14 protein-coding genes are annotated in these 17,180 nt (G+C 68.7%); 7 read left to right on the top strand and 7 right to left on the bottom strand.

Translation table 11 applies throughout. The features are described from left to right. Positions 1-142: 142 nt before the first annotated feature. The gene (locus F3S47_RS01695; RefSeq protein WP_150443484.1) at positions 143-1,345 is read left to right on the top strand and encodes an ROK family transcriptional regulator; all 1,203 of its coding nucleotides are present in this window, start codon (positions 143-145) and stop codon (positions 1,343-1,345) included. A 7-nt stretch (positions 1,346-1,352) separates the two neighbouring features. On the opposite strand, the gene F3S47_RS01690 is transcribed toward F3S47_RS01695, so the two are convergent. Further along, positions 1,353-2,213 carry a DUF6544 family protein gene (locus F3S47_RS01690; protein WP_150443483.1) on the bottom strand — a complete coding sequence of 287 codons (861 nt, stop codon included), beginning with the start codon at positions 2,211-2,213 and terminating at the stop codon, positions 1,353-1,355. Between the two features lie 180 nt (positions 2,214-2,393). Further along, positions 2,394-3,836: an FAD-binding oxidoreductase gene (locus F3S47_RS01685; protein ID WP_150443482.1), complete on the bottom strand. Its 1,443-nt coding sequence runs from the start codon at positions 3,834-3,836 to the stop codon at positions 2,394-2,396. 156 nt (positions 3,837-3,992) lie between these two features. On the opposite strand from F3S47_RS01685, the gene F3S47_RS01680 reads away from it, so the two are divergent. The 4 genes from F3S47_RS01680 to F3S47_RS01665 all read left to right on the top strand — a co-directional run bounded on the left by F3S47_RS01680 (position 3,993) and on the right by F3S47_RS01665 (position 6,959). Beyond that, a complete protein-coding gene (locus tag F3S47_RS01680) occupies positions 3,993-4,706 on the top strand; it encodes a winged helix-turn-helix transcriptional regulator (protein WP_191090046.1) in 714 nt (237 codons plus the stop codon). Between the two features lie 102 nt (positions 4,707-4,808). Further along, positions 4,809-6,071 (top strand): sulfite oxidase, encoded by a 1,263-nt coding sequence (locus F3S47_RS01675; RefSeq protein ID WP_150443481.1) that lies wholly within the window; start codon positions 4,809-4,811, stop codon positions 6,069-6,071. Positions 6,072-6,076: 5 nt separating this feature from the next. Further along, positions 6,077-6,409 (top strand): aldehyde dehydrogenase, encoded by a 333-nt coding sequence (locus F3S47_RS19250; RefSeq protein ID WP_191090045.1) that lies wholly within the window; start codon positions 6,077-6,079, stop codon positions 6,407-6,409. A gap of 91 nt (positions 6,410-6,500) precedes the next feature. Then, positions 6,501-6,959 (top strand): hypothetical protein, encoded by a 459-nt coding sequence (locus tag F3S47_RS01665; protein WP_191090044.1) that lies wholly within the window; start codon positions 6,501-6,503, stop codon positions 6,957-6,959. A gap of 78 nt (positions 6,960-7,037) precedes the next feature. Here the strand turns inward: F3S47_RS01665 and F3S47_RS01660 are convergent, their stop codons facing one another. From F3S47_RS01660 to F3S47_RS01650, 3 genes are all read right to left on the bottom strand, one after another. Then, positions 7,038-8,411: an amidohydrolase family protein gene (locus F3S47_RS01660; protein ID WP_150443479.1), complete on the bottom strand. Its 1,374-nt coding sequence runs from the start codon at positions 8,409-8,411 to the stop codon at positions 7,038-7,040. Positions 8,412-8,452: 41 nt separating this feature from the next. Continuing rightward, positions 8,453-10,399 carry a TRAP transporter large permease gene (locus F3S47_RS01655; protein WP_223877679.1) on the bottom strand — a complete coding sequence of 649 codons (1,947 nt, stop codon included), beginning with the start codon at positions 10,397-10,399 and terminating at the stop codon, positions 8,453-8,455. A 67-nt stretch (positions 10,400-10,466) separates the two neighbouring features. Next, positions 10,467-11,549 carry a C4-dicarboxylate TRAP transporter substrate-binding protein gene (locus F3S47_RS01650; RefSeq protein ID WP_150443478.1) on the bottom strand — a complete coding sequence of 361 codons (1,083 nt, stop codon included), beginning with the start codon at positions 11,547-11,549 and terminating at the stop codon, positions 10,467-10,469. Between the two features lie 200 nt (positions 11,550-11,749). Here F3S47_RS01650 and F3S47_RS01645 point away from each other — a divergent pair, with 200 nt between their 5' ends. After that, complete coding sequence (locus F3S47_RS01645; RefSeq protein WP_150443477.1) at positions 11,750-12,382, top strand: class I SAM-dependent methyltransferase; 633 nt, start codon at positions 11,750-11,752, stop codon at positions 12,380-12,382. A 46-nt stretch (positions 12,383-12,428) separates the two neighbouring features. Here the strand turns inward: F3S47_RS01645 and F3S47_RS01640 are convergent, their stop codons facing one another. Next, complete coding sequence (locus F3S47_RS01640; RefSeq protein WP_150443476.1) at positions 12,429-12,722, bottom strand: SH3 domain-containing protein; 294 nt, start codon at positions 12,720-12,722, stop codon at positions 12,429-12,431. 578 nt (positions 12,723-13,300) lie between these two features. Here F3S47_RS01640 and F3S47_RS01635 point away from each other — a divergent pair. Further along, positions 13,301-15,625 (top strand): mechanosensitive ion channel domain-containing protein, encoded by a 2,325-nt coding sequence (locus F3S47_RS01635; protein ID WP_150444177.1) that lies wholly within the window; start codon positions 13,301-13,303, stop codon positions 15,623-15,625. Positions 15,626-15,646: 21 nt separating this feature from the next. On the opposite strand, the gene F3S47_RS01630 is transcribed toward F3S47_RS01635, so the two are convergent. Then, the gene (locus F3S47_RS01630; protein WP_150443475.1) at positions 15,647-17,113 is read right to left on the bottom strand and encodes a xylulokinase; all 1,467 of its coding nucleotides are present in this window, start codon (positions 17,111-17,113) and stop codon (positions 15,647-15,649) included. Positions 17,114-17,180: the final 67 nt, after the last annotated feature.

Raw genomic sequence — 17,180 nt, 5'->3', positions numbered from 1 at the left:
TTCCTCCCAAATCTGCTCAGGCTACGCAGCCCGACGGCAACAAGGGTTGATCGAATCCCCGAGCGAGTCAATAAATAAATTCCAGAGAGTTAGTATTAGGGAGCCACTTGCGCCGGGCTCCTATTCGTCGGACATCGGAAGCATGGACACATGGGACGAACAGGGGGGGTGGGACCCCAACGGCAACGGTCTCTCCGTGTCCGGCACCAACCAGACGGAGATGCGCGAGCGGAACGAGAGGCTGGTCCTGACCCTCCTGCGCCGACGCGGAGGGCTCGCCAAGGCCGAGATCGCGCGGCTCACGGGGCTCTCCGCGCAGACCGCGGCACGCATCATCAGCGCTCTGGAACATGATGGGCTGATCGTTCGCGGCGAGCCCAAGCGCGGGCGTGTCGGTCAGCCCTCCATCCCGATGTCTCTTAATCCCGAGGGCGCGTTTTTCCAGGGGCTCAAGGTCGGTCGCCGGTCGGTCGAGCTGGTGCTGATCGACTTCCTCGGTCGTATCGTCGACCGCGAAAAGCGCGTCTACGCCTACCCGGACTTCGAAGCGGTCCTCGACTTCGCCGCCACCAAGTGCGCCGAAGTGGTGGCGCGCCTCGGCCCGGACCGGCGCGAGCGCGTCTCCGGCCTCGGCATTGCGATCCCCTTCCATCTCTGGAGCTGGGCGCCCAAGATAGGCGTCTCTCCCGAGCTCATGGTCGACTGGAAGAGCCGCAACATCCACGAGGAACTCTCCGGCCGGATCGACCTGCCGATCTTCCTGCAGAACGACGCCACCTCGGCCTGCAGCGCCGAGCTCGTCTTCGGGCAGACCGATCTTCCTGCGAATTTCACGTGCTTCTACCTGGCCTTCTTCATCGGCGGCGGCCTGGTCCTCCGCGGATCGCTCTTCACCGGCTCGTCGGGGAACGCGGCGGGCTTCGGTCCGTTGCTCGTTCCGGATCTCGAGGGCCGGACCCGACCACTGATCGATCTCGCGTCCCTGGCCACGCTCGAGACGCGCATGATTGAAGCCGGTCTCGATGCCAGTCAGCTGTGGCAGAGCCCGGCGGACTGGGACGTGCCAGACCAAATCCTGGAGGAGTGGCTTGCCGAAGCCGCGAACGCGCTCGCCTACGCGATCCGGTCGACCCAAAGCACGCTCGACGTCGAGGCGATCCTGCTGGACGGCTGGCTGCCGCGGGACGTTCTCGCTGACCTGGCAGAGCGGGTCCGGCGAGACGTCGATGCCATCGATATGACCGGCATGACGCGTCCGCACATCCAGATGGGCACAGTCGGCCCCGATGCCCGTCCCCTCGGCGCGGCGAGCCTGCCCCTGACGGCGCGCTACCTGATCGAGTAGCCCTAAACTACTCCGAAAAGTGGATCGCGGTGACCTCTGCTTTGTAGAAGGGGTGGTAGAGCGCGGTGCCATAGTGATTGCCGCCCGTCACGCGCGTCGGCAAGGTGTACCCATCGAAGCTCTCGAACCCGGCGAGGTCGCCGCCGAACGGCTGAACCCGGTATTGCCGATCAGCATTCTCGTTGCTCCAGCGCGGAAATACGACGCGCACCGGGCGTCCCTCGCCGTCGACCGTGATGTCCGCCGTCTGCTCCAGCCCGGAACGGCGGACCGTCACCCGGGCGGTGCCGGCGTCCACCGCCTCCCACGACAGGTGATCCCAGCCCGCCTGCGTCTCGGCAAGGAACGCGGCAGGGGTCCAGAACAGGCCCTCGCCGACCATGCGACCGAATGACGATCTCAGGTGATCGGGGTCGCCTGAAACCCGGGCGACCGGGACAAGGTCGAGGAGGCGAAACCGGCCCCAGCTCAGTTCGGGCGTATGGGCGTCGCTGCCGGTGACGCGGGCGGCGCTCTCCAGCCGCACCTGCCAGATGAAGCCGTGGGGCGGTGCGAGGATCTGGCGGGCGACGATCGGTTGCGGGCTCGGGGCCTCCCGGTCGCCGAGGGACAGGGAGCCCCCCATTTCCACGACGGCGACGCTCCGGAGGCGCGTGCCCGGCGCGATGGCGAACCGAAAGAAGCGGGCGGCAGGCTCGGGCAGGCCATCCAGCATCGCGGGATCGAACCGTGGCCCTTCAACGGCCCGATGTTCGAGATCGCGCCACACCTGCCGGTCTGCACGGGCGTCCAGCAGCCGCAGGCCGAACAGGACGAGCAGTGCGGCGAGGATCAGGGCGATGACGACGAGACCGGACTTCATGAGCATGACGCCCGATCTGAAGCATCGGGACCCGGGATGCGTTGAGATGGATCAAGGACGCACGACGCCCGTCTCCCCAGCCCTACCGTTTCGACGCGTGCACGACACGGCGGGCCGAAAGCATGCTCCCCTTAGGCGGAGCCTCCCCGGGCAGGCGGCGCACCGATCTGCCCGGGAAGCCCGGCGTCACTCCGCGGCCTGCGCGGCCTCGGCCGGTGCGATGTTCTGGTTGACGCGGAACATGTTGCCGGGGTCCCAGGTCGCCTTCACCTCGGCGAGCCGCGCGTAGTTCGGCCCGTAGACCGCGTCCAGGTGCCCGCTTTCGTCGTCGGGCAGGAAGTTGACGTAGATCGTCGGCATCGCGTGTGGCGCCGTCTCGTCGAAGAAGGCGCGCGCCCAGCCGATGCAGTCATCGTCCTGCTCGGAGCTTTGCCAGCGTGTGTGCACGTTCATCACGAAGTTCGCCCCGCGCCCGCCATAGGCCGTCGCGTCCTCCGGCACCTCCGACATGGCGCCGCCGAGGCTCGCCACGAAGATCTCGCACTCCGGCGACGGGAGCCGCTGTGCGTAGTCCGTCAGCAGGTCGATGGCCGCGTCTGGAAGCTCCTTGAAGTCGTGGCTCTTCCAGTAGTTGCGGGCCCCCGGCGTCAGGAGCGGGTCGAAGGCCTGCTGCCACCCGGCGAAGGGATGGGGGCCGATCACGTCGACAATCGGCGATCCGATGGCCCGCAGCGGAGCCAGCGCGGTTTCGCCGTCCTCCATGGGGCCGGCGTAGCAGGCGGCAAGAACGACCACCTCGCGACCGTGCCATTCCTCCGGCAGGAAGGGCAGGGGCGGCGCCTTGCGCAGCACGGCCCAGGCCGAGACTTCGCGCGGTGCGGTGTCGACGAAGTCGCGCCACTGCCGGAGCACCGGTCCGGCGTCATCGAAGGGATGCACGATCAGGCCCGAGGTGACCTCCGGCCCGAGGGGGTGGAGCTCGAACTCGAAGGCCGAGACGACCCCGAAGTTGCCGCCGCCGCCGCGGAGTGCCCAGAAGAGATCGGGGTTTTCCTCGGCACTCGCGCGCACGAGGCGACCGTCGGCCGTGACGACGTCCGCGGAGACGAGATTGTCGATGGTCATCCCGAAGGCCCGGGTCGTCCAGCCGAAGCCGCCGCCGAGCGTGAGCCCCGCGATCCCGGTGGTGGAATTGATGCCGACCGGCACCACGAGGCCATGGGCCTGCGTCTCCGCGTCGACATCGGCGAGCGTGGCCCCGGCCTCCACCCAGGCGCGCCGCGCGGCGGGATCGACGCGGATGCCGTGCATCCCCGACAGGTCGATGAGCAGGCCGCCGTCGGCGACGGCCTTGCCGGCGATGTTGTGGCCCCCGGCGCGCACCGCCACGAGCAGGCGGTGCTCGGAGGCGAACCGGACCGCGGCGAGGATGTCCGCGGGCCCGGCGGCATGCACCACGAGGTCGGGACGGCGGTCGATGGTCGCGTTCCAGACCGTCCGGGCCGCCTCAAAGCCGGCGTCCCCGGGTTTCGACAGACCGCCGCGCAGTCCTGCTCCGAAGGCGGCGACGGTTTCCTCCGACAAGGAGGCGGGCGTGCCGCTCAAGGTCTTGATGGACATCATGGTCATGGGCTTCCCCCCAAATGAATGGCTTTTGAAATGCGGCGGGTGCCGACCATCCAAGCCTCCGCCCTGAGTGACCCTGCGGCAAGTTCACGATCTGAACCGGTCGATTCCGTGCTATGCTTCAGGCGTCCGACTCGGGAGCCAGTGGGGGTGGGGCACATGACGATCACGTCGAGCTACGGCCAGTTCTGCCCTGTCGCGATGGGCGCCGAGATTTTCTGCTCGCGTTGGACACCGTTGATCCTGCGGGAATTTCTGTGCGGATCGACCCGCTTCAACGAGTTGAGGCGGGGCCTGCCGCGAATCTCGCCGGCGCTGCTCTCCAAGCGGCTGCGGGAGCTCGAAGAGACGGGTCTCATCGCACGCGAGGGAAACGGCGGGTCGGCCTATCGGCTGACCGAGGCCGGAGAGGCCCTGAGACCCATCATCATGTCGCTCGGCCACTGGGCGCAGAGCTGGGTCGATCGCGAGATCTCGCTGCGCAATCTCGATCCGACACTGCTGATGTGGGACATGCGCCGGAGCATCAAGGTCAACGAGGTGCCGCCCGGGCGCCGCGTGATTCATTTCGTGTACCAGGATTTGCCGCCGAAGAAGCAGAAGCACTGGCTGGTCGTCGACGGCGAGTCCGTCGATCTCTGCTACGTCGATCCGGGGTTCGACGTTGACCTCCTTGTGGAGTGCGACCTCCGCGTGATGACCATGATCTGGATGGGCCATACCTCCATCGACATTGAGCGCCGGGCGGGCCGCCTGTCGTTGGAGGGGGACCGGGCGCTCGTGGCGACGATGGAATCGTGGCTCGGCCTCAGCGCCTTCGCCTCGACACCGAGCCGCCCTCGCGCCGCGCAGCCCGTGAGCCTTGCGACCTGACGGCGTCCGTCTATCCCCGGGGCGACCCGTGCGCGGAGCCTCGACGAAACATTATGAGAATCGCATGTGTCGTGGTAGGTTTTCCCTAGGGAGGATACAGCCATGAGTGATTTTCTGGATCGTACCGATGCGCCGGACACGGCCAACCAAGAGAGCGACGGGGGGCCGGCCGATACCGGACGGCGCGGTTTTCTCGGGGCGTCTGCCCTGGGCGTGGTCGGCAGCGTCCTCGGCGTCAGCATCCCGCTGCAGCTGACCGCGACGCGCGCGCTGGCGCAGTCGGAGGCCCTGCAGGGCAAGGAGGGTCTCACGCTGCTGAACGACCGCCCGGTCAACGCGGAGACACCGGCGCACCTGCTTGACGATGCGATCACGCCGACCAACCGGCATTTCATCCGCAACAACGGGATCGCCCCGGGTGACACCTCCGCCGAAGGCTGGACCCTCACCGTGGACGGGCTGGTCGACTCGCCAATGGAGATGACCATCGACGAGCTGCGCGACAGCTTCGAGGTGGTGACCCTGGCCCTCACGCTGGAATGCGGCGGCAACGGGCGCGCCTTCTTCGACCCGCCCGCGTCGGGCAACCAGTGGACCTATGGCGCGGTCGCCTGTTCGGAATGGACGGGTGTCCGCCTGCGCGACGTGCTCGAGGCCGCGGGCGTGCAGGACAGCGTGGTCTACACCGGCCACCATGGGGCGGACATGCACCTGTCCGGCGACCCCGAGAAGGCGCCCCTGTCCCGGGGCCTGCCGATCGAGAAGGCGATGACGGACAACATCCTGATCGCCTTCGAGATGAATGGTGAGGCGCTCCACCCGATGAACGGCGCACCGCTGCGGCTGGTGGTGCCGGGCTGGCCGGGCTCCTGCTCGCAGAAGTGGCTGACCCGCATCGAGCTGCTCGACCACAAGCACGACGGCGCCAAGATGGAGGCGCCCTCCTACAGCGTCCCGGCCTACCCGGTGGCTCCCGGAACCGACGTGCCGAACGAGGACTTCGAGACGATCCACGCAATGCCGGTCAAGTCGCTCATCACCCATCCGCAGACGGATACCGAGGTCGGGAGCGAGTTCGAGGTGCGCGGCCATGCCTGGTCCGGCGACCGGACCGTGCAGCGGGTGGAGATCACCACCGACTTCGGCGAAAGCTGGCAGGAGGCGGAACTCGACGATCCCGTGAACGACGGCGCCTGGCAGAACTGGCGGGCGAATGTCTCGGTGCCGCAGGCCGGGTACTACGAGGTCTGGGCGCGGGCGACCGACAGCGAGGGGGTGATGCAGCCTTTCGCCATCAAGTGGAACCCGAAGGGCTACCTGAACAACTCCTACCACAAGGTCGCCGTCCGCGCGGGGGCCGCATGACCGGAATGACACTGAAGACCATCATGGCGGCGGCACTCTCCGCCGCCATGACCCTCCCGGCGGTCGCGCAGGAGGGGGAGGATCCGGCGTCCGATATCGGCGACGTCGGCGCGCTTTACCCGGCCGAGGGGGCGGAGCTGACCTATGACATCTGCACGGCCTGCCACTCCGAGATGATCGTGGCCCAGCAGGGCCAGACCCGGGAGGGCTGGGACGAGTTGCTTCAGTGGATGGTCGAGGAGCAGGGGATGGAGCCGCTCTTCGAGGACGAGCGGGAGATCGTGCTCGACTACCTCTCGACGCATTACAACACGGACCGCCCGCACTTCCCGCAGTAGTGCGGTCAGTACGATGCGGGCGCGTTGACCTGGGGCCGGCGTTCCGCGGAAAGTCTTGGCAGACCGCCCAAATTCGGTAGGCTGGGGCACCATGACCAGAGTGCTCGCAGCTATCGCCGCAATCTTGCTTGGTCCTTCAGCCGCCTCGGCCCAGGTCGTCGGCCCCTGTGGGGACCGCGTGGACGTGACGCAGATCGTCGAGCCCTGGGAGACGCGGACGCGGAGCTTTGCGGAGAACGCGATCCGGATCTTCGAGGTCTACGTCGATCCCCACGTGGCGCAGGGCGCGTTCCTCGGTGTCCTCCACCCCGACCCCCGGGACGACGGCATCGCCACGAACCGGGCCTGCACCACGGTGATGAGCGAGCGCACCTCCAACGGCATGGTCGCGGAGGTCTACGTGGAGGACGCGACGGCCAGCTACGACCCCGCGCGGGGGCTGACGCTCTCCGTGCCGGTCCGCATCCTCGGGGGCGATAGCGACACCCGCGACGAGTTCGTCTTCACCGTCAACCAGGCGACGGGAGAGGTCCTGCCTCTCGCCGACTGACCGCCTCTCCGGCCCGCCAAAAGGGAAAGGGCAGCGCCGGAGCGTGCCCTTTCCCTGGCAAATGCTCCGCAAGGTCGCTCAGGCGAATTCCGCAGTCGCTGCGCGTTCCTTGAACTCCTCGAAGATGCGGCGGCCGGAGGTTGCGAGGGCCTCCTGCAGCTTCGGGATATCCGCACGCAGCATCCGGCCACCGCGCTTGTGCACCACGCCCTGCACGATCACGGTGTCCACGTTGCCGGGGTTGGCGTAGCCCACGACCGCGTTGTGCGGGTCGAAGGCGCCGGACATGTTCAGGTCGTTCGCGCGAACGAGGATCACGTCGCCGGCTTTGCCCACCTCCAGCGTCCCGGTCCGCTTCTCGAGCCGCGCGAGCTTGGCGCCCTCGATGGTCGCCCAGTTCAGCGCCTGGCGTACCGAGACCGGCTGCGGGTGCGGCCGCTCGCCTGTCTTGTCCTTGTGCCGCATGCTGGTCAGGTGACGCTCCGCCTGCAGGGTGAAGCGGGTGCAGGCCAGCATGTCGGGCGCATAGGCGCTCTCGATGTCGGTGCCGATGGAGAAGGGCACACCGCGCTCGATCAGGCGCCCGGCCAGCAGGTCGCCGTAGCAGATCTGCATCTCGATCTCGGCCGTGACGTTGAAGGTCGCGCCGTTGTCCACGAGGATGTCGAGATCCCGGTCGGTCAGTTCGTTGCCGTGCACCACGTTGACCCGGCGGTCGATCAGCCCTGCCTCGGCGGCGCGGACGTAGCCCTCGGGCGCCGGCATCTTGGCGCCGGAGTGGTGGATCGACGTGACGAGGTCGAGGTCCTTGGCGAGACCGAGATCCTCTAGAACGACCTCCTCGACCGACATCTGCGGCCCGAGGATCGCCATGCCCATCGTCACCATGGCGTCGTCGCTGGAGAGCCTGCCGTTCCGGAGCCGCTCCACCTCGGAGCGCGACATCGGGATCTCGGAAAAATGCTTCTGCCCCGGCTTGGGGTCGGGCTTCGCGGAGCCGTGCAGGAACATGGCCCGGATGCCCGCATCCTCCAGCCCGTCGATGGCGGCGTCGGAATGATCGGGCGTGGGGTTGTTGTGGTGCCAGTCCACCATCGTGGTGACGCCGTTGTTGATCTGGTTCAGCGCGCCGACGAGGTTGGCGATGCGGATGTCGTCCGGGGTGAAGAACCCGGCGAGGCCCGCGTGCATGGCACGGAAGTAGTTCGTGGCGGTCCAGTCAAGTGCGAGGCCGCGCAGGCCGGTCTGCCAGGTGTGGATATGCGCGTTGACCAGCCCGGGCATCACGATCATGCCCTCGGCGTCGATCACCTCGTCGACGCCCTCGCTCTCGATGCCGGGCGCGATCTCGGCGATCTTGCCGTCCTTCAGCAGGACATCGTGGCCGGGCAGCGGCTTGCCGCCCTCCGCCAGCGTGAGCACGAGGCCGTTGCGGATCAGTGTGGTGGTCATCGGCATCTCCTTTCGAGCAATGAGGGGCGACCGGAGGCCGGCTACAACAGCACCAGCGCGATGCCCGGGACGAGAATGATCAGCGTGGTGACGGCGGCCATGGTCAGGACGAAGGGCGCCGCGGCGATGAAAATGTCGCCCAGCGTGGCGTAGCCCTCGGGCAGCGAGCCCTTCACGACGTAGACGCTGAGCCCGAAGGGCGGGGTCAGCAGGCCGATCTCGATGGCGATCACGGTGACGATGCCGAACCAGATGAGGTCCGCGCCCATCGGCTCGATGATCGGCAGGGCAATCGGCAGGACGATCAGCATGATCGAGACCGAGTCTAGGATCATGCCGAGGGCGACCACGATCAGCGCGTAGAGCAGCGCGAGGCCGACAAGGGTCAGGTCGAGCTCGGCCACGAAGCCGGCCATGACGTTCGGGATCGTGCTCATGGCCAGCATGCGGCCGTAGATGTTGGCCGCGATCATCAGGAAGAGCAGGCCCGCCGTGATCGCGCCGGTCTCGATCGCCAGCCGCCGGAACTCGCTCCAGTCGAGCGACCTGCGCGCGAGCGCAATCAGAAGCGCCCCCGCCGCGCCGGCCGCGCCGGCCTCGGTCGGTGAGAAGAAGCCCCCGTAGATGCCGCCCATCACCAGCACGACGATGGCCACTACCGGCAGCAGTCGCGTCGCGATCTCCCCGCCGGTGAGCGGATCATCGAGCCCGCCCGCGCGGGTGTCCCCTGCGAACCCGGGCGCGAAGCGCGCCATGAGCATGATGATGGCGGCGAAGGCCGCCGTCAGCAGGAGGCCGGGCACGATCCCCGCGATGAAGAGGTCGCCGATCGAGCTTTCGGAGAGCAGCCCGTAGACGATCATCAGCAGGCTGGGCGGGATCAGCATCCCCAGTACGGAGCTGCCCGCGACGATGCCGAGCGAGAAGCGCTTGGAATAGCCCGCCTCGGTCATCGGCGGGACCGCGATGCGGCTGAAGACGGTGGCAGAGGCGATGGAGGAGCCGGTGATCGAGGCGAAGATCGCGTTGGCCCCCACCGTCGCGACGCCGAGCCCGCCGGAGATGCGGCGCACGAGGATCGCCATGATCTGGAAGGCGTCGCGCCCCACGCCGGCCCGGTCCAGGAGCAGCCCCATCATCACGAAGAGCGGGATGACCCCGAAGCCCTGCGACCGGACGGCGCTGGCCGCGGAAATGCCGACCGAGTTCTCGGCGACGAAGATCATGTCGCGCACCAGCCAGATGCCGACGAAGGAGGTGACCATCAGTCCGAAGACGATCGGCATCCCCAGCGAGATCAGCACCAGCAGCGCCGCGAGCGCCGCGAGGCCGACGCCGACCCGGTCGAACCCGGCGGCGGCGGCCTGGTCCGAGCCGAAGATCGCCGCGGCGAATACCAGCACGGCAAGGACCGTGACGAGGGTTCGGGCCACCGGTCCTCCCTCCGTCGCGAGGGCCGTCCGGACGAGTCCGGCGACCAGCTCGGCCAGGGCCAGCGTGCAGCCGAGAGCCACGGTCAGCTTGAACGGCCAGGTGGCGATCTGGTAGGCGCCGACCGCGCCGAGGAACTCCCCCTCCCGCCAGGCCGAGAGCGCGTCCGCCCAGAGGTACCGGGCGGCGATCCAGAGCATGGCGAGGGCGGCGAGCCCGAAGACCAGCTCCAGCAGCCGGGCCAGGCGCGGCCGCGCGGCGGCCAGCGGTTCGGCGAGGAAGACCGCACGGACCAGCTTGCCCTCGCGGATCGTCGCACCGAGCGGCAGGAAGACGCAGCCCACGATGGCGTAGGACACGAAGTCGCTGACGCCCGGCACCGGCGTTTCGAAGAGGTTTCGCCCGAGGATGTCGGCGACGACGAGCAGCATCATCGAAACGATGACCAGCGCCGTCAGCACGGTGCCCATGAAGGAGACCCGCGCCAGCGCCCCGTCCAGGCGTGCGAGAACCGGGCCGAGAGACGAGCCGCGCTCGCCGTCCGTCATCGTCGACATTCGATAGCTCCCCTTGCCGCGGCGCGGGCCCACGTGGGGCCGCGCCGCGGCTCCGTTGGAGGTCAGGTCAGAGGTCGGCGGCCCAGTCGCGGAGCGGCTCGGCCCCGGCATCGCGCAGACGCTGCATGAACTCGACGAGGATTTCGCGCGCCGGCACGTCCGGCCCCTCGTTCGCCTCGACCCAGATCTTGCCCAGCGGCGGCAGCGCCTCGGCCCAGCGGACCTTCTCCTCGGTGGGCATGACCCGCACCGTGGCGCCCTCCTCGGGAAAGGCTTCCCAGACGGCCGCGTCGCGGGCCTCGATGATCTTGGCGTTCTCGTCCGAATAGACCTGGCCCATCTCGACCAGGACCTCCTGGACCTCCTCGGGCAGGCCGTCGAAGACGCTCTTGTTCATGCCGAAGGCGCCGAAGGTGAAGGGACCCGTATCGGACCGCGTGGCGTAGGGGGCGACCTCGTGCAGCTTGAGGGGATAGGCCCCGGTGCCCACGATGATCACGCCGTCGGCGACGCCGGTCTGCAGCTGCGAGTAGAACTCGGGCAGGGCGGAGTTGATCGCCGCGGCGCCCAGCGGCTCAATGTAGCTTGCCGTGGAGGCCGCACCGACGATGCGGCGGCCGCGGAGATCCATTATGTCGTCCAGCGGCTCCTTGGTGAAGAGGCTGTAGCCGTCCGAACAGCTCGCGCCGAAGAACATGACGTCGTGCTTGTCCCACTCTGCCTGCATGGCGGGGAGCTCGCGGTTCATCGCGTTCATCGTCTCGACCGCGACGCGCAGATCGCTGGTCGAGAAGGGCGTGGCGTACATGATGTTCTGCAGCGGCAGGGCGGAGGGCTCGAACAGCGCGCCGATCCAGCCGGCATCGGTGATCAGCTGCGTCACCGCTTCGAGCGTCTCACCCGCGCCGTAGAGCTGGCCGCCATAGGACTGGGTCCAGTCGATGCGGTACTCCGAGCCGCGCTCCTCCAGCGCCGCGTTGGCCCGCTCGCAGACGGTCTCCAGCGGACCCACCCAGGCGAGCACCGTCGGATGGCTCGAGGCCATCGTCAGGCGGATCATCGTCTGGGCTCGGGCTGCCCCGGTGCCGACCAGCGGCACGGCCGTCGCGCCCACGACGAGCCCCATGGCCTTACGTCGATTGATATTCATGGTAACCTCCCTTGTACGCACTCCCGCGGTTTCACGAACCGCCGAGAGCCTCCTCCGCAAACGTTTGCGTAGCCCAGCCGGACGAGGGGTGTCAATTTCAATATTGACCCGGAGAATGCGCCCATGGCGGCCTCCGCCGGGAGTGACAGCACTCGGTTCGGGCACCTGTGTTATCCTTGGGGCCGAGGGGGAAGACAGACGTGACGGATGACAAAAGGACACACTGGGACGCCGTCTATGGTGAGAAGTCCGAGGCCGAGTTCAGCTGGCACCAGGACGATCCGGAGGTCTCGCTCGACCTGATCGGACGGGCCGGTATCGGGCCGACAGCCTCGGTCATCGACGTGGGCGGGGGCACCTCGCGGCTCGCGGAGGCGTTGCTCGACCGGGGGCTCCGGGACGTGACCGTCCTCGATCTGTCGCAGGTCGCCCTCACCGCGGCCAGGGAGCGGCTTGGGCCGGCCGGCGAGTCGGTCACCTGGCTCTGCGCGGACATCACGACCTGGGTGCCCGCTCGCCAGTACGATCTGTGGCACGACAGGGCGGTGTTTCACTTCCTCGTCGACGCCCTGGCGCGCGACGCCTACCTGGAACGCATGGAAAGGGCCCTGAAGCCCGGCGGACATGCCATCATCGCCACCTTCGCGCCGGACGGGCCGACCTCCTGCAGCGGTCTCCCGGTGTGTCGCTACAGCCCCGCCGACCTGGCCGAGGCGCTGGAAGACGGTTTCGCGCTGGTGGAGCACCGCTCTCACAAGCACCGAACGCCCTGGGGGAGCACGCAGTCCTTCCAGTTCAGCCTTTTCAGGCGCACCTCGGCGACGCCGCGCTAGGGAAGGCGGATCGAACCGGGTCGGGGCCCCGGTACGGGGCTGTGGCTCAGTCCTCGGAGAGGTAGTCGGCCGACACGTAGCCCGACAGGCCGGGGGCCTGCGCGAGGGAGACCTCGCACCAGAGCTGGCCCACCTCGGTCACGCAGTCCCGGCGTGTCAGGCTCGTACCGTCGGGCAGGCCCGCGATCACGCTGTAGCCCAGACCCGGTCCCGCACGCAGCTTCAGAAGCTCTTCGGGGCCGGCGCCCGAGACGACGACGCGGTCGCCGGTGACGGCGCCGCAGCCCGCGAGGAGGGCGAGGAACAGGGACAGACCGATCGGTGCGGTGGCGCGGGGCATGACATTCTCCGGCAATGCGTCTGGCGGAGGGGCAGGGGCCGAACTCCGCGATCCATCGTCCTCTACCCCGAATCCGGCGCGGAACGAAGGCGTGTCGCACGGGAAGGCGGACGCGGGTCTGGCCCGGGTCGCCGTGGGTGGCGCCGGGCTGAAGGCCCGTCGGGCCGAAGTCGCTGTCGTTCCGGTCGGGAAGGAACGGTGTGGGCCGTGAAGGGGCGTCACCCCCTCCAGGGTCGGATGCGCAAGGGACCCGCCCCGAGGGGCCGGCCGACCGCGATGTGTCCACATGGCGCGGGGCTGTGAGGCCCGCGGATCGATCACGGAGAGGTCTAGCGCGGCTGGGTTAACAAGTGCCTTCATCGGCGCGCGGACCCGTTGCCTGGGCCCGGGACCGGCCCCGGGCGAAGCGTCGCGGGTCCGCGCACCGGCTGGAGATCCGCTACAGCATCGGCTAAATCCGCCGAAACATCCCCATTTTGAGGCGTGCCGTGCTTTCGATCCTTGGAAAGTCGACCCTTCCGCTTGCTCGTTTCGTCGCCCTGAGCGTCTTCCTCGCTCTCGCCTGCGCCGGCCAGCTCATGGCCCAGGATGGCGGCGATCCGGCCTCCCAGCCCACCGATGGCACCCCGGCCCGGGCGCTCATCGACATCCTATCCGACGACGCGGCCCGGCAGGCGCTGATTGAGGAACTCGAACGCGTCGCGGGCGAGGGGGCCCTCGTCGCAGAGGATATCGTCACCGAGGAGGAGATCTCCCTCGGGCGGCGGCTCGCGCTGCTGACGCAGGGCGCGGCGGAGAGGATCGCGGGAGAGGCGGCCGGTCTCTGGCGATCGCTGGGCGCGGCGCCTTCGGTCTTCGACGGGCTGGCGGGCGACCAGGTCGGCGTCCTGCTCGGCGCGGCCCAGGAGCTGCTGGTCGCCATCGTCGTCACAATCGCGGCCTACCTGGTGCTGCGGCGGCTCGCGATCCCGCTCTACCGCCGGATGGGCGAACGTGCGGAGACGGCAGGATTCGCGCGAAGGCTGCTGATATTCCTCGGATCGGGACTGATCGATATCCTCGTCGTGCTCGTGGCCTGGGCGCTGGGCTATGCCGCGATCACGTCGCTGGTCGGAGAGTTCGGCCAGATCGACATCCTGCAGTCTCTCTACCTGAACGCCTTCCTGGCCGTGGAGCTCATCAAGGTCGTCGTCCGCCTGATCCTGTCACCCTCCACCGGGCACCTGCGGTTCCTGCCGCTGTCGGACGGGGCCTCGCGCTACCTGTCGCGGAGGCTCGGCATCATCGTCAGCGTCCTGGGCTACGGCTTCCTGCTCGTGGTGCCGGTCCTGAACCAGTCGGCGGGCTTCGCCGCGGGCGGCAGCGCGAGCGCGCTGATCACCGTGGCGGTGATCCTTTACGCTGCGGGGATCGTGCTGCGGAACCGGCAGCCCGTCACCGACTGGATGATGCGCGAGCTGACCTATGCCCCGGCTCCGGTCGACAACGAAAGCGAGGAGGCGACCGCCCCCGACGCGGACACGGCGGAGACCTACGATGATCCGGCGGCCGGGACGGCCACCGAACGCCCCGTCACCGGCCCGGAGCCCGCCACCGCGCGGGGCAATGTCGCGGCGCTCGCGCAGAACTGGCACTGGCAGGCGCTCGTCTTCCTCGCCGTCCTGCTGATCGTGGCGCTGACGCGACCCATCGAAGTCGTGCTCGACGTCCTCGCGGGCTCCGGCAAGATCGCCCTCGTGCTGCTTCTGGGGATCTTCCTGTCGGGCATGCTGGCGCGCTCGGTCGCGCGCGGCATCGCCGTTCCGCCCGACCTCGGACAGAAGCTCCCGCTCCTCGAAGGACGTCTGAACCAGTTCGTGCCGAAGACCCTCTCGGTGCTGCGGCTGGTCATCCTGGCCGTCGCGGCCGTCATCGTGCTCGACATCCTAGGGGGCATCGACCTGCGCGGGTGGATGGCGAGCGAGATCGGCGCGCGGGCGACCGGCACGGTGATCGGGGTGCTGCTCACGCTGCTGGTGGCCTTCGGCATCTGGCTCGCGATGACGAGCTGGATCGACTACCGGCTCAACCCCGAGGTCGGGACCGTGGCGACCGCGCGGGAGGCGACCCTGCTGACGCTGCTCAAGAACGCCGCGACCATCGCCATCGTCGTCCTCGCGCTGATGTTCGTTCTGAGCCAGATCGGCCTCGACATCGGGCCGCTGCTGGCCTCCGCGGGCGTGCTGGGTCTCGCCATCGGCTTCGGGGCTCAGAAGATGGTGCAGGACATCATCACCGGGATCTTCATCCAGTTCGAGAACGCGATCAACGTGGGCGACGTGGTCACCGTCGGCGGCGTCACCGGCGCCGTCGAAAAGCTCACCGTCCGCTCGGTGAGCGTGCGCGACGTCCAGGGCGTGTTTCACATCGTGCCCTTCTCGTCGGTGGATCTCGTCTCGAACTACATGCGCGATTTCTCCTACCACGTCGCGGACATGGGCATCGCCTACCGCGAGGATTACGAGGAGGCGAAGGCGGCCATGTTCGAAGCCTTCGACCTGCTGAGAGAGGATCCCGAGCAGTCCCCGAACGTCCTCGGCGACCTGGAGTGGTTCGGCCTGAACAGCTTCGGCGACAGCGCCGTGGTGCTGCGGGCCCGGATCAAGACCGTGCCGGGGACGCAGTGGGGCGTGGGCCGGGCCTACAACATGGTGCTCAAGAAGATCTTCGACGAGCGCGGCATCGAGATCCCCTTCCCGCACCAGACCATCTACTTCGGCGAGGCGAAGGACGGGACCTCGACCAAGCTACGCATCGCGGAGACGCGGGACGACCGGCCGGAGCCCGTCTCGACCGATACGGGCGCGGCACGAGACGGGGAGATCGATCCCGGCACGACCGATGCACCGCAGGAGGACGATTGATCCCGCGGCGCAGGCAAGGCGTCAGCCGAGGAGCCGATTGACCTTGCCGAAGGCCGCGTAGAGTTCGCGGAAGGCCGCGAAGCGCGCGTCAGCCAGGGCGCTGCGCTCGGGGTCGGGGTGAAAGGTGCGGTCGGTGGCGACGAGGGACGCCGCCGCCGTGGCGAGATCCGCGAGCTCGCCCGAGGCCACGGCCGCGATGACCAATGCGCCGAGGGCGCCGGTGTCGGGCTCGGCGACCCTTTCCAGGGGCCGGCCGAGCGTGTCGGCCCGGATCTGGCACCAGGTGTCCGAGGCCGCGCCGCCCCCGCCGTGGCGGAACATCTCGATCCGTCGGTCCCCGGCCCCTTCCACCGCCTCCATCGCGAGCCGTGCCGAGAAGGCGACGCCTTCCATGACGGCGGCCGCGATCTCGCTTTCACCGGTCGAACTCGTGAGACCGGAGAAGCACCCCCTGGAGGACGGATCCCAGATCGGGGCCCGTTCACCGTCGAGATGCGGCAGGAAGAGCGGGCTTTGGCGGTGGATCGTGGCTTTGTCGGCAAGGGGCCCGAGCTCGGAGACGTCGCGCCGCAGGAGAGAGGCGAGCCAGGAGAGCGAGCCGCCTCCGGACTGCGTCGGGCCGGCGTGGAGCGTGATGCCGCGCCACTCGGGGAAGGTGATGATCCCCGCCGTGCCGGAGCCCTTGGAGGAGATGAGCCCGATGACGTCGCTGGTGCCGGAGAGGTACATCGCCGTGGCCTCGGACGTGACCCCAAGGCCGAACATGCCGGCCCAGGCGTCCATGGTCCCCGAGGCGACCGGCACGCCAGTGAAGGGCCCCGCTGCCACGAGCCCGGCGACCGCCAGCGGATCGCGCAGGGGCGGCAGCAGGTCCGGCGCCCGGGGCACGAGGCCCAGGACAGTCTCGGCGTAGCGCAGCTCGGGGCCGACGAGGCCCACGGCGGAGATCGGATCGCCCGTCGTCTCGCCCGTGAGACGCGCAATCGCGAAGTCCTTGGGCAGCAGGACATGCTCCGTCCGCTCCCAGAGGTCGGGGTGGCGCTCGGCCATCCACGCCATGCGAGAGAGGGCGTGGCTCGCGTCGATCGGGATCGGGGCCCCGAGGGCCGCCGTCTTCTCTTCCGCCGTTAACCGCGCATCGAGCGCCTCGGCCTGCGGGGCGGGCCGCGTGTCCTGCCAGGTGAGGGCGGGGTGCAGCGGTACGAGATCCGCATCGCAGAAGACATGCGTGTTGACCTGCGAAGTGATGCCGATGGCGGCAACCTCCCCGGCGCGCGGATGGATGGCGAACTGCGCCAGAGCGGCCTCGACGTGTTGCATCCAGTCGGCGGGGTGCTGCTCCGCCATGCCGGGGGCCTCCCGGGCTGTCGCATGGCGGCCCGCGTAGCTGTCGACCCGCTCACCGCCGGGGCCGCCCATCAGCGCCTTGACGGAACTGGTGCCGATGTCGAGGCCGATGAACAGTGGTCCGGTAGCGGTGGAAGGCATGGGCGACTCCTTGGAACAACAGACTTATGGACGATCCGGCGGGGCGATGCCAAAGATAGGCCGAGCC

This window comes from Histidinibacterium aquaticum (assembly GCF_008710275.1).
Taxonomy (GTDB): domain Bacteria; phylum Pseudomonadota; class Alphaproteobacteria; order Rhodobacterales; family Rhodobacteraceae; genus Oceanicola; species Oceanicola aquaticus.
Note: the sequence above shows the minus strand (reverse complement) of the source record. Positions and strands in the feature narration are given on the sequence as shown.